The organism is Amycolatopsis silviterrae (assembly GCF_042684085.1).
GTDB classification, from domain to species: domain Bacteria; phylum Actinomycetota; class Actinomycetes; order Mycobacteriales; family Pseudonocardiaceae; genus Amycolatopsis; species Amycolatopsis silviterrae.
The window spans coordinates 39580-52193 of sequence record NZ_JBHUKS010000007.1 but is presented as its reverse complement, the minus strand read 5'-3'; the positions used below and the strand labels follow the sequence as shown (position 1 = coordinate 52193).

At 70.3% G+C, this 12614-nt stretch carries 11 protein-coding genes and 1 other RNA gene; 9 read left to right on the top strand and 3 right to left on the bottom strand.

The genetic code is table 11. From position 1 onward, the window contains the following. The first annotated feature begins 176 nt into the window (after positions 1 to 176). Positions 177 to 551, top strand: a transfer-messenger RNA (tmRNA) gene (gene ssrA, locus ACFSVL_RS11445). A gap of 313 nt (positions 552 to 864) precedes the next feature. Here ssrA and ACFSVL_RS11440 read toward each other — a convergent pair. After that, positions 865 to 1650: an IclR family transcriptional regulator gene (locus tag ACFSVL_RS11440; RefSeq protein ID WP_378303247.1), complete on the bottom strand. Its 786-nt coding sequence runs from the start codon at positions 1648 to 1650 to the stop codon at positions 865 to 867. Positions 1651 to 1823: 173 nt separating this feature from the next. Here ACFSVL_RS11440 and hutH point away from each other — a divergent pair, with 173 nt between their 5' ends. The 8 genes from hutH (at position 1824) to ACFSVL_RS11400 (ending at position 11633) form a co-directional block, all read left to right on the top strand. Next, a complete protein-coding gene (gene hutH / locus ACFSVL_RS11435; protein WP_378303245.1) occupies positions 1824 to 3350 on the top strand; it encodes a histidine ammonia-lyase in 1527 nt (508 codons plus the stop codon). Positions 3351 to 3353: 3 nt separating this feature from the next. Then, the gene (gene hutU / locus ACFSVL_RS11430) at positions 3354 to 5015 is read left to right on the top strand and encodes a urocanate hydratase (RefSeq protein ID WP_378303243.1); all 1662 of its coding nucleotides are present in this window, start codon (positions 3354 to 3356) and stop codon (positions 5013 to 5015) included. Then, complete coding sequence (locus tag ACFSVL_RS11425) at positions 5012 to 6208, top strand: allantoate amidohydrolase (RefSeq protein ID WP_378303241.1); 1197 nt, start codon at positions 5012 to 5014, stop codon at positions 6206 to 6208. The genes hutU and ACFSVL_RS11425 overlap by 4 nt, the downstream gene beginning before the upstream one ends. Then, complete coding sequence (locus ACFSVL_RS11420; RefSeq protein ID WP_378303239.1) at positions 6205 to 7509, top strand: formimidoylglutamate deiminase; 1305 nt, start codon at positions 6205 to 6207, stop codon at positions 7507 to 7509. Before ACFSVL_RS11425 ends, ACFSVL_RS11420 begins: the two co-directional genes overlap by 4 nt. Next, entirely contained in the window at positions 7497 to 8642 is a 1146-nt protein-coding gene (hutI, locus tag ACFSVL_RS11415) for an imidazolonepropionase (RefSeq protein ID WP_378303237.1), read from the top strand. The genes ACFSVL_RS11420 and hutI overlap by 13 nt, the downstream gene beginning before the upstream one ends. 183 nt (positions 8643 to 8825) lie before the next feature. Continuing rightward, a complete protein-coding gene (locus ACFSVL_RS11410; RefSeq protein WP_378303235.1) occupies positions 8826 to 10040 on the top strand; it encodes an FAD-dependent oxidoreductase in 1215 nt (404 codons plus the stop codon). A 238-nt stretch (positions 10041 to 10278) separates the two neighbouring features. Continuing rightward, complete coding sequence (locus tag ACFSVL_RS11405; protein ID WP_378303233.1) at positions 10279 to 11400, top strand: inorganic phosphate transporter; 1122 nt, start codon at positions 10279 to 10281, stop codon at positions 11398 to 11400. Between the two features lie 11 nt (positions 11401 to 11411). Beyond that, positions 11412 to 11633 (top strand): hypothetical protein, encoded by a 222-nt coding sequence (locus ACFSVL_RS11400; RefSeq protein WP_378303232.1) that lies wholly within the window; start codon positions 11412 to 11414, stop codon positions 11631 to 11633. On the opposite strand, the gene ACFSVL_RS11395 is transcribed toward ACFSVL_RS11400, so the two are convergent. After that, complete coding sequence (locus ACFSVL_RS11395) at positions 11630 to 12358, bottom strand: hypothetical protein (RefSeq protein ID WP_378303230.1); 729 nt, start codon at positions 12356 to 12358, stop codon at positions 11630 to 11632. The genes ACFSVL_RS11400 and ACFSVL_RS11395 overlap by 4 nt on opposite strands. Beyond that, entirely contained in the window at positions 12355 to 12564 is a 210-nt protein-coding gene (locus tag ACFSVL_RS11390; protein ID WP_378303228.1) for a hypothetical protein, read from the bottom strand. The genes ACFSVL_RS11395 and ACFSVL_RS11390 overlap by 4 nt, the downstream gene beginning before the upstream one ends. Positions 12565 to 12614 lie beyond the last annotated feature (50 nt).

Below are 12614 nucleotides of genomic sequence, written 5' to 3'. Positions count from 1 at the left end.
GCGGGGCTCCCTCACTGCGGAAACTGACCTGCTCAGCATGGCCGGACCGGTGCCGGGCAACCAGGGGGCGAGCGGGCATCTTGGAGGTGGGGACAGCCCTACCCCAGCCGCTGGCCCATGCCGGAATTATCGGGTTGCCGCTCGGGTTATGATGGGTAGGTTACGAGCACCTGCAAGGGGGTGAACGGTTTCGACTCTGGACGTTGAATCAAGGGAAGCGTGCCGGTGCAGGCGAGAGACCACCGCAAGCGTCATCGCAACCTAATAAGCGCCAAGGCCAATAGCCAGCGCGACTTCGCTCTCGCTGCCTGATCGCAGTAGAGCAAGTCTGTCGGCCCGGGGTCGCCTCCGACCCGGTCGCCGGCATCAGCTAGGAGGCTTACCACCAGTCCCGGCCACGGGGCCTGGCAGGGAAGCAAACAGTGGCTGGGCTCGTCACTTCAGCTTGTTCGCGTGACTGAAGGGGCCAAGCAGAGACACAGCGGACTGCGCACGGAGAAGCCTTGAGGAGGCGCTAGAGGACCCGGGTTCAATTCCCGGCACCTCCACTCGATTCGCGGGAGAGCCCTGCCCCACGCTGACGCGGGGGCCAGGGCTCTTCTTCGTATCTGGCTTTGGGGGTCGGACCCCCAAACCCCCGCCAGGGGGCTGCGCCCCCTGGACCCCCGTCGTGGTGGTCGCGTTGGGTGGGTCTGTTGCCTTCAGTGTTGGGAACGCGGGTTGCGGGGCGGAGCGGGCCTTCGTCGGTATGTCGGCGTAGTGCGCGGAAGTCTGATGGATGTCGGATTGGCCAGTTGGCGAATTGCTGGCCGTGTGCCGTCGGCATCGACGTTGTGACGACGAGTGCTGTGATGTGGCGTGGTCTCATTCCGGCCGAGTGCCGCCGATGTGGGTCGTGAGGGTGGCAGCCGTCGCGGCGACAGCCTCGGCCAAGTCGGGGAACGTTTCTTCGCACGGGCCGTCCTCTGGGCAGAGGTGGCGGAGCGTCACGCTGATCGCGGCCATCGGGCGGGAGCCGTGGTCGAAGACCGGGGCGGCGACGGAGGCGAAACCGGTTGTTACGTGGCCGTCTTCGACCGACCAGCCTAGGCGGCGTTCGGTGGCCAAGGTTCGGCGTAGGGCGGCTAGGGAGTTGGGGCCGCGCGGGGTGCGTAGGACGAAGGACGTCGCGGCGGGGAACAGGGCTCGGACGTGTGCGGCGGGCAGGTGTTGCAGCATCGCGCGGCCGGAGGCGGTCAGGTGGGCTGGCAGGCGGACGCCGACGTCGGTGACCAGCGTTTCCGGGCGGGTGGGGCGTTCCTTGATCAGGTACAGGGATTCGTTTCCGTGCAGGACGCCTAGGTGTGCGGTGTGGCCGATGCGGTCGACGAGTTTGCGCAGCAGGGGGCCGGCTAGGCGCTCCAGGGGGTCGTGGCGCAGGTAGGCCGAGCCTAGTTCGAAGGCGGCGATGCCTAGGCCGTAGCGGCGTTCGGAGGGTAGGTGGGTGACGAAGCCGGCGGCGGTTAGTTCGTTCAGCAGGTGGTAGGTCGTGGAGCGGGGGAGGTCCAGGTCGCGGGCGATGGCGGCGGCGGAGACTGGGCCGGCGTGGCCGGCTAGCAGGCGCAGGACGGAGAGGCCGTTGCGCAGGGCTGGCACGTCGGAGCTGCTCAACGGGGTCACGTCCTCTCGGATGGTGCGAGGGGACCCATCGGTCCGCCCGGACGGAGTATGAGGGGTCCCTTCGCTCCGGTAACCGAGGCTCTCGCCACGTATTGTCTTGGATGCCAGACACTACCCCGAACTCCGCCCTGTCGCCGCGGGCCGCTGGGAGGTGCAATGGCGGCATGCCGGAACCAGTCCTCCTGAGTGCGAAGCCGATGACCGCGGCGCAGGTTGTCGACGTCGTCCGCGGGCACGCGCACGTCGGGCTCGCCGAGGCGGTCGAGAAGAACCTCGCCGCCACTCGCCAGCACATCGAAGACCTCGCCGACGCCACGTCGCCGACTTACGGGGTCTCGACCGGGTTCGGCGCGCTCGCCACGCGCCACATCCCGGTCGAGAGCCGCACCGCGCTGCAGCGCAGCCTGATTCGCTCGCACGCCGCGGGTGCTGGGCCTGCGGTGGAGCCGGAGGTGGTGCGCGCGTTGATGCTGCTGCGGCTGCGCACGTTGGCCAGCGGCTATACGGGGGTGCGACCGCAGACGGCGCAAACGCTTGCGGCCCTGCTCAACGCGGATATCACCCCGGTCGTGCACGAGTACGGGTCGCTCGGTTGCTCCGGCGACCTCGCGCCGCTGGCTGCGGTCGCGTTGGCGTTGATGGGTGAGGGCGAGGTGTTCCACGCGGGTGAGCGGAAGCCGGCCGCTGACGCGTTGCGGGCGGCTGGGATCACGCCGGTCGTGCTGGCGGAGAAGGAGGGGCTCGCGCTCACCAACGGCACGGACGGCATGCTCGGCATGCTGCTGCTCGCCGCGGCTGATCTGCACCGGCTGTTGGACGTCGCGGACCTTACTGCGGCGATGAGCGTCGAGGCGTTGCTGGGGACGGATCGTGCGTTTGCCGCTGACTTGCAGGCGCTCCGGCCGCACCCGGGGCAGGCGACCAGCGCGGCGCGGATGTTCGCGGCGTTGCAGGGGTCGAAGATCGTGGAAAGCCATCGCGGGCCGGACTGCAACCGCGTGCAGGACGCGTACTCGCTGCGGTGTGCGCCCCAGGTGCACGGGGCCGCGCGGGACACGTTGACGCACGCGGAACTCGTCGCGGAGCGGGAACTGTGGTCCGCTGTGGACAACCCGGTGGTGCTGTCCGACGGCCGGGTCGAGTCGAACGGCAACTTCCACGGCGCGCCGGTCGCGTATGTGCTCGACTTCCTCGCCGTGCCGGTGGCGGACGTGGCGAGCATCGCCGAGCGCCGCACTGACCGGATGCTCGACCAGGCGCGGTCGCACGGGCTGCCGCCGTTTCTCGCGCACGACCCCGGCGTCGACTCCGGGCACATGATCGCGCAGTACACGCAGGCCGCCGTGGTCAGTGAGCTGAAGCGGCTCGCGGTGCCTGCCTCGGTGGACTCGATCCCGAGCAGCGCGATGCAGGAGGACCACGTGTCCATGGGCTGGTCCGCCGCGCGCAAGCTGCGCAAGGCGGTCGACGGCCTCACCACCGTGCTCGCCGTCGAACTGCTCACCGCGGCTCGCGCGCTCGATTTCCGCGCGCCGCTGCAGCCTTCGCCGGTCACCGGACGCGTCCGGGACCTGCTGCGCACCAAGGTCGAGGGTCCCGGCCCCGACCGTCATCTGGCGCCCGAGATCGCGGCCGCCGAAGAACTCGTGCGGTCGGGCGCTGTCCTGGCCGCGGCCGAACTGGAGGCCTGAGCAATGACAAGCACCGCCCGTACCGTCCGCGCCGCCCGGGGCACCTCGCTCACCGCGAAGAACTGGCAGACCGAGGCCGCGCTGCGGATGTTCCACAACAACCTCGACCCGGAGGTCGCCGAGCGGCCCGACGATCTGGTGGTTTACGGCGGCACCGGCCGTGCCGCGCGCAACTGGGCGAGCTTCGACGCGATCACCCGCGAGCTGACCGCGCTGGAGCAGGACGAGACGCTGCTGGTCCAGTCCGGCAAACCGGTCGGCGTGTTCCGCACGCACGAGTGGGCGCCGCGGGTGCTGATCGCGAACTCGAACCTGGTGGGCGACTGGGCGACCTGGCCGGAGTTCCGCCGGTTGGAGCAGCAGGGCCTCACCATGTACGGCCAGATGACCGCGGGGTCGTGGATTTACATTGGCACGCAAGGCATTCTGCAGGGCACCTACGAGACGTTCGCCGCGGTGGCGAAGAAGCGTTTCGGCGGAACGCTGCGCGGCACGCTCACCGTCACCGCCGGGCTCGGCGGCATGGGCGGCGCGCAGCCGCTGGCGGTCACGATGAACGACGGCGTGGCGTTGTGCATCGAGGTCGACGCCCAGCGCGCGCACCGCCGGGTCGAGCACCGGTACCTCGACGAGGTGGCCGACGACCTGGACGACGCGATCCGGCGGGTCACCGCGGCGAAGAAGGAGCGGCGGCCGCTGTCGGTCGGCGTGGTCGGCAACGCCGCCGAGGTGCTGCCGGAGCTGTTGCGCCGCGACGTCGAGGTGGACATCGTCACCGACCAGACGTCGGCGCACGACCCGCTGTCCTACCTGCCCAAGGGCATCAGCGTGGACGACTGGCCGGACTACGCGGCCAAGAAGCCGGACGAGTTCACCGACCGGGCGCGCGAGTCGATGGCCGACCACGTCGACGCGATGCTCGGGTTCCTCGACCGCGGCGCCGAGGTGTTCGACTACGGCAACTCGCTGCGCGGCGAGGCGAAGCTCGGCGGCTGCGAGCGTGCGTTCGACTTCCCCGGCTTCGTGCCCGCCTACATCCGGCCGCTGTTCTGCGAGGGCAACGGGCCGTTCCGCTGGGCCGCGCTGTCCGGCGACCCCGAGGACATCGCCGCGACCGACCGCGCGATGCTCGAACTGTTCCCGGAGAACGAATCGCTGGCCCGCTGGATCAAGATGGCTGGCGAGCGCGTCGCGTTCCAGGGCCTGCCCGCCCGGATCTGCTGGCTCGGCTACGGCGAACGGCACCTGGCCGGCCTGCGCTTCAACGAGATGGTGGCCAGCGGCGAGCTGAAGGCCCCGGTTGTGATCGGCCGCGACCACCTCGACTCGGGCAGCGTCGCCTCGCCGTACCGCGAGACCGAGGGCATGGCCGACGGCTCCGACGCGATCGCCGACTGGCCGCTGCTCAACGCGCTGGTCAACACGTCGTCCGGGGCGAGCTGGGTGTCCATCCACCACGGCGGCGGGGTCGGCATGGGCCGGTCCATCCACGCCGGGCAGGTGAGCGTCGCGGACGGCACGCCGCTGGCCGCGCAGAAGCTGGAGCGGGTGCTCACGAACGACCCGGGCATGGGCGTCATCCGGCACGTGGACGCCGGGTACGACCGCGCGGCCGAGGTGGCCGACGAGCGCGGCGTGCGGGTGCCGATGCGGGAGCAGGCGTGACGGCGTCCGGGCTGCTTGGCGAGATCGCCGACGTCGGGCGGGATGCCCGGCGCGGCGGTTACTCGCGGCACGCGTTCGATTCGCCGGAGCACGACCTGCGCACGTGGTTCGTCGAACGGGCGCAGCAGCTGAGCCTCGACGTCGAGACTGACCGCAACGGCAACCTGTGGGCGTGGTGGGGCGCTCCCGGGCCGGACGCGGTCGTCACCGGCAGCCATCTGGACTCGGTGCCGGGCGGCGGCGCGTTCGACGGGCCGCTCGGCGTCGTGAGCGCGCTGGCGGCGGTGGAGGCGTTGCAGGCCAAGGGGTTCCGTCCGGTCAAGCCGTCTGCGGTGGTGGTGTTCGCCGAGGAGGAGGGCGGGCGCTTCGGCGTGCCGTGTCTCGGTTCGCGGCTGCTCACCGGGACGATCGACGCGGACCGGGCCCGGGCGTTGCGGGATCCGTCCGGCGTCACGTTCGCCGAGGCCGCCGCGAAGGCCGGGCTGGACGTGGACCGGGTCGGCGCGGATCCGGACCGGCTCGGGATGATCGGGCAGTTCCTGGAGCTGCACGTCGAGCAGGGCAGGGGGCTGATCGACCTCGGGTCGCCGGTGGCGGTCGGCAATACGGTGATCGCGCACGGCCGGTGGCGGTTCTCCTTTGCCGGGCAAGGCAATCACGCGGGTGCGACGTTGCTCGCGGACCGGGTGGACCCGATGCTGCCCGCCGCGGAGACCGTGGTGGCGGTGCGGCGGCTGGCACGCACGGTGCCGGACGCGCGCGCGACGGTGGGCCGGTTGGTGCCCACGCCGGGCGGGACGAACGTGATCGCGTCCACTGTGGACCTGTGGCTGGACGCGCGGGTTCCGGGCACGTCGACGCCGGAGCTGGTCGAGGAGATCACTCGCGCGGCGCAGGCGGCTGCTGAGGCGGAGGGGTGCGAGCTGGCGGTCACACGTGAGTCGTATTCCGACGACGTGGTGTTCGACGAGTCGCTGCGGCGGTCGCTGGGGGAGTGGCTGGGCGCTCCGCCCGAGCTGCCCACCGGTGCCGGGCACGACGCGGCGATCCTGGCGGGATTCGTGCCGTCCGGGATGCTGTACGTCCGCAATCCGACCGGGATCAGCCACGCGCCGGAGGAATTCGCTGAGGCGGACGACGTCGAGGCCGGTGCCCGGGCGCTCGCCGAGGTGCTGGAGCGGCTCGCGAGATGACCACGTACTGGTGCGAACGGGCCTGGCTGCCCGACGGGGTCGCGGACGCGGTCCGGATCGAGGTGGCGGACGGCCGGATCGTCTCGGTGGCCGCCAACACGGCGAGGACCGGAACTGTCCTCAACGGACTGACCATGCCCGGGTTCGCCAACGGGCACTCGCACGCGTTCCACCGCGCGCTGCGGGGCCGGACGCACCACGAGCGGGGCACGTTCTGGACGTGGCGGGAGCGGATGTACTCGCTCGCCGCCCGGCTTGACCCGGACTCGTACTACCGGCTCGCCAGAGGCGTCTACGCGGAGATGGTGCTGGCCGGCTACACGAGCGTCGCCGAGTTCCACTACCTGCACCACGGGCCGGGCGGCACTCCGTACGCGTCGCCCAACGCGATGGGCGACGCGCTGCGGCAGGCCGCGCGGGACGCCGGGATCCGGATGACGCTGCTCGACACCTGCTATCTCGCGGGTGGCATCGGCGTGCCGCCGGACGAGGTGCAGCAGCGGTTTTCGGACGGATCCGCGGAAAACTGGGCGGAACGCGTCGCGCTGATGAAGGAAGACGACCAGTTCCGTGTCGGCGGGGCGATCCACTCGGTGCGCGCGGTGCCGGAGTACGAGCTGCCGAAGGTGGATGACGCGGTGCCGGAGGACCGGCCGTTGCACATCCATCTGTCCGAACAGCGCGCGGAGAACGAGCAGTGCGAGGCCGCGTATCGCTGGACCCCGACCGGGCTGCTGTGGGATTACGGCGTGCTCGGCGAACGGCTCACCGCCGTGCACGCGACCCACCTGACGGAGCAGGACATCAAGTGGCTGGGTGATTCCCGGAGCGGCGCGTGCTTCTGCCCGACCACTGAACGGGACCTCGGCGACGGCATCGGGCCCGCTCGGAGCCTGCTCGACGCCGGGGTGCGGCTGGGCATCGGGAGCGACAGCAACGCGGTGGTCGACGCGTTCGAGGAGACCCGGGCGCTGGAGCTGGACGATCGGCTCGCCAGCGAAGAACGCGGCCGGTTCACCGCGGACGAACTGCTCGCCGCCGGCACCGAGCACGTCTCCGCGGGCTGGCCGGAGAACGGCACCATCGCGGCCGGAGCCGGGGCCGACCTGGTCACGGTCGCGATGGACACGGTGCGCACGGCCGGGATCGAACCGTCCGGCGTGCTGTTCGCCGCCGCGGCCGCGGATGTCCGTACCGTGGTGGTGGCCGGGCGGGAAGTGGTGCGCGACGGCGCGCACGTGCTGATCGAACGACCGGAAACCTTACTGGCCAAGGAGATCGAGGCGCTGTGGCAGTTCTGATCACCGGAATCGGCGAACTCACCACGAACGACCCGGAGCTGGGCAAGCTCCGCGACGCTGCGCTGGTGCTCGACGGCGAGACCGTCGCGTGGGCGGGTCCGGCCGGACAGGCCCCGGACGCCGACGAGCGCGTGGACGTCGAGGGCCGGGCCGTGCTGCCCGGGTGGGTGGACAGCCACACCCACCTCGTGTTCGCGGGCGACCGCACCGCCGAGTTCGAGGCGCGGATGGCCGGACAGGCATACGCGGCAGGCGGAATCGCGGTCACCGTCGATGCGACGCGGGCGGCTTCGGACGATCAGCTGGCGGCGAATCTTCGTCGACATGTCGAGGAAGCGGCCGCGCAGGGCACCACGTGCCTGGAGACGAAGACCGGGTACGGGCTCACTGTCGCGGACGAGGAACGGTCGGCGCGGATCGCGGGCACGGTCGCGGACGAGGTGACCTTCCTCGGCGCGCACCTTGTGCCGCCGGGTGCCGACGCTGAGTCCTATGTGGACTTGGTGTGCGGCGAGATGCTGGACGCGGTCGCGCCGCACGTGCGGTGGGCTGATGTGTTCTGTGAGACCGGCGCGTTTGATGAAGCGCAGTCGGCTCGGGTGCTCAAGGCGGCGAAGGAACGCGGGCTTGGGTTGCGGGTGCACGGGAATCAGCTCGGCGAAGGGCCGGGCGTGCGGCTGGCGGTGGGGCTGGACGCGGCGAGCGTCGACCACTGCACCTACCTGAGCGACGCGGACGTCGAGGCGCTCGCGTCGTCCAACACGGTCGCGACGGTGTTGCCCGCGTGCGATTTGTCGACGAGGCAGTCGCTCGCCCCAGCGCGGCGGTTGCTCGACGCGGGGGCGACGGTCGCGTTGGCCAGCAACGCTAATCCGGGCAGTTCGTACACCACGTCGATGGCGTTCTGCGTGACGGCGGCGGTGCTGCAGATGCGGATGACCGTGGACGAGGCCGTGTGGTCGGCGACGGCCGGCGGGGCGCGGGCGCTCCGGCGTGAGGACGTCGGGTATCTGCGGCCGGGCGCGCGGGCGGATGTGCACGTACTCGATGCTCCGTCCACCACGCATCTCGCTTATCGGCCCGGGGTCCCGTTGACCCACGCGGTATGGCGGAAAGGGGCAAGGGTGCGTTAATCAGGTGGCGGCGGAGTCCGCGGCTGCGCTAACGTGAAAGGGAACAGGACGCGCGAAAGACCATTGTCCGGTATGGGTTAGGCTGGACGATCCATTCGCTCTGTTTCCGAGTGCCCAGCGTAAGCGGGCCAGCCCAGTGCGTCCCTCTCGAACCAGAACTTTGGTACGGAAGGGACCTAGCTGATGGCGGGCAACGCTGGCAACACTGACAACGCCGAAAACACTGTGCTCGTGATCGGGGCCGGGCTCGGCGGGCTGTGCCTCGCCCAGGGGCTGCGCGAAGCCGGTATCCCGTGTGCGGTCTACGAACGCGATTCCGCGCTGGACGCGCGACGGCAGGGCTACCGGCTGCACATCGATTCCCGCGGTGACCAGGCGTTGCGGCAGGTGCTCCCGCCGCAGCTGCACGAGCTGTTCCGGGCCACCTCGGGGCAGCCGCGCAACGTCACCACGATCTACGACAGCCGGCTGACCCCGGTCACCGAGTTCGTGCTGGACGACGGCGACGTCCAGCGCAACGTCAACCGGTTCACCCTCCGGGAGATTCTGTTCGAGGGCCTCGACAACGTCCATTTCGGCAAAGAGTTCGTCCGCTACGAAGAGCGCGACGGCGGCGTCATCGCGCACTTCGCCGACGGGACGCAGGCGCGCGGCGCGGTTCTCGTCGGCGCGGACGGCGTGAATTCGCCGGTGCGCCGCCAATACCTGCCGCACGCGCGGGTCGTCGACACCGGATTGCGCCAGCTGTACGGGAAGATCCCGCTCACCGCGGCGAACCGGGAGTTGTTCGACCCGGCCATGTTCTCCGTGTTCAACATTATTTCCGGGCCGGAGAAGGCGATGATCGGAGTCGCGCCGGTCGACTATCCGGAGCCGATCGCCGACGCGTGCGCGCGGCTCGCGCCGGGGGTGCGGCTCAGTCCCGACGAGCCGTACATGACCTGCGCTTTCGGTGCGCGCACGGAAGTCTTCGGGCAGACCGACGACGAACTCCGCGCGCTCTCCGGCGACGAGATGCACAAGCTCGTGCTCGACCGGGTCGCGGACTGGGATCCGAAGGTGCGCCGGATCGTCGAAAGCTGGGTCCCGGAAACGGTATTCCTCGTCTCGATCCGAACCAGCGTGCCGATCCGGCCGTGGGAGCCGTCGCGGATCAGCCTGGTCGGCGACGCGATCCACGCGATGAGCCCGGCCGCCGGCGCGGGGGCGAACACCGCGATGCGCGACGGTGCCGCGCTCGCCGCCGCACTGAGCAGCGGCCGGCCGGAGGCGATCGGGGAATACGAGGCGGAAATGCGCCGGTACGGATTCGCCGCGGTGCGCGAGTCCGCGGCGAACGGGGCACAGCACCTCGGACAGAATCCTTTGCCGGAATTGTCCCCGGCACCCGTTTTCTAACCCGTTTGCGAAGTGCGTGGGGGCAGAGTTCCTGCCCCCGCGCCCGCTCCTGGGCGCGGCCGTGGACCGCTCGGGAAACGATCACCAAGGACCAGCAGGTGAACGGCGGAAAACCAGCGGCGGCGGCAAGATCCCGTTCATTCAGAGTTCAACTACTGGCCACTCGTTGAGGGATCTGGAGACCCCGCGCGCGTCGGTACCGTCACTCCCGCAGGACACTCCGGACTGGAGAGCGGGCATGGACTTTTCTCTCATCGTCCTGGTGGTGATCGTCGCGGCGCTGGCCTTCGACTTCACCAACGGGTTCCACGACACGGCCAACGCCATGGCCACCTCTATCGCCACCGGCGCGCTGAAGCCCCGGGTCGCGGTCGCGATCTCGGCGATTCTGAATCTCGTCGGCGCGTTTCTTTCGATCGAGGTCGCGAAGACCATTTCCGGCGGAATCGTCGACGACGCCAAGGTCACTCCGGTGGTGATTTTCGCCGGGTTGGTCGGGGCCATCGTCTGGAATCTCGTCACGTGGCTGGTCGGGCTGCCGTCGAGTTCGTCGCACGCGTTGTTCGGCGGGCTGATCGGGGCGACCTGGATCGCGTCCGGCGCGGACGCCGTGCATTTCGCGAAGGTCGTCGAAAAGGTGCTGATCCCGGCGGTCGCGTCGCCGGTGGTGGCGGGCATCGTCGCGATCGTCGGCACGTTCCTCGTCTACCGGATCACCGCCAGGTCCCGCCAAGACGTCGTCGGCAAGGGCTTTAAAACCGGCCAGGTGCTTTCGGCCAGCCTGGTTTCGCTCGCGCACGGCACCAACGACGCGCAGAAAACCATGGGTGTCATCACGCTGGCGCTGATCGCGGGAGGCTCGCTCGCGCCCGGGTCGAACCCGCCGGTCTGGGTCATCCTCGCCTCCGGCGCGGCGATCGCGCTCGGCACCTACTTCGGCGGCTGGCGGATCATCCAGACGATGGGCAAGAAGCTCACCGAAATCCAGACGCCGCAAGGCTTTGCCGCCGAAACGAGTTCCGCCGCGGTCATCCTGGCCTCGTCGCACCTCGGCTTCGCGCTGTCGACCACGCACGTCACCTCGGGCGGCATCATCGGCTCCGGGCTCGGCCGGAAGCTCGCCGAGGTGCGCTGGGCCGTCGCGGGCAAGATGGTGATCGCCTGGGCGCTCACGCTGCCCGCCGCCGCGATCGTCGGCGCCATCGCCGCCGCGGTTTCCACGCGCGGCAGCTGGGGAACGGTCCTTGTCGGCGGCGTCGGCGTGCTGCTCGCGCTGGGCATCTGGCTCGCGTCGCGGCGCAACCCGGTCACGCCGGCCACCGTCAACAACGAGCCGGACCCCGCTCCGGTCGCGGCCTGAAGGAGCACGACATGGCGATCAACTGGGGTGCTCTCGGCATCGTTTTCGTGGTGGCGCTGGCCGCGGTGGTCGTGCTGACCGGGCTGTTCGCGTACGGGGTGCGCGGGCTGTCCGAACGCGTGACAGCGCGGGCGCACGGCGGCAGCGGCACGGTTCAGCTGACCGGCGCGGTCGTGTGCTTCACGATCTGCGCGGCCGTGATCGGGTACGGGATCTACCTGATCGTGGCCTAGGCGAGGGCCGCCTCCGCGCGGGCCCGCAGTTCTTCCGGAAGCTCGTCGAGCAGCGGTCGCACCGTGGCCCGGCGAGTTTCGTTCAGGTGGGCCAGCACGTCCAGCGCCGGTTCCCACAGCGATTCGTCCGCCGCGGCGGTCCGGACCAGCGAGGGCAGCCGGGTTTCGCCGAGCAACGCGAGCACGTGGTCGATCCGGCTCCGGTCGTCCAGGACGTACGCGGTGCGCAGGAGACCGGCGTCGTCCAGCAGGCCTATGCACCGGCGCACCGTCTCGTCCGGCAGGTGGCCGACGAACCGGCCCAGTGTGATCCAGTCCTCGCGGCGGGTCAGTTCCTCGGCGACCGCCACGACCGTCGTGACCGGGATTCGCGTGATGATCGACGTCGCGCGCCGCGGATCCAGCTCCGCGGCGACTGAGGCGAGGAACTTCGGCGACAACCGCTTGGCGACATCGACGCCGCGCGACACGTCGACCAGCCCGGCGATCCGCGCGCACAGCAGCGGACCGAACACCTTCTCGGCGATCTTCGCGGTCACCGCCGCCGGCAGGAGCTTGCTCGCCAGCGCCATCCGCTCCAGTACGACCAGGTTCGCGTCGAACAGCGTGGTCGTCATCTGCTCGCGAAGCAGCCGCACCTCGCCCTGGTCGACGTCGGCGAGGTAGTCGAGCCGGGCGGGGTCGACGTCGAGCACCCGGGCGAGCTTGAGGATTTCCGGGTTCACAGGCCGACCGCTTTCCGCACCGCGCCGCGCAGCAGGGCGGGCACGTACTTCAGGCTTTCCTCACCCGCGCGGGCCAGCGCCTGCGCTTGCCGGTGCCGGGCGTCCCGCAATGCCGAGGAGAGATCCTGTTTGTGCTGCTCAGGCAGGGTCTCGATGCCGTCCGGCAGCGGAGCGCCGAGCTGGTCGGCCAGGGTGCGTTCAGCCATGGTGACCCATCATGCCTCACGATCTCGACCTTGACTTTCGGCAGTGGTGA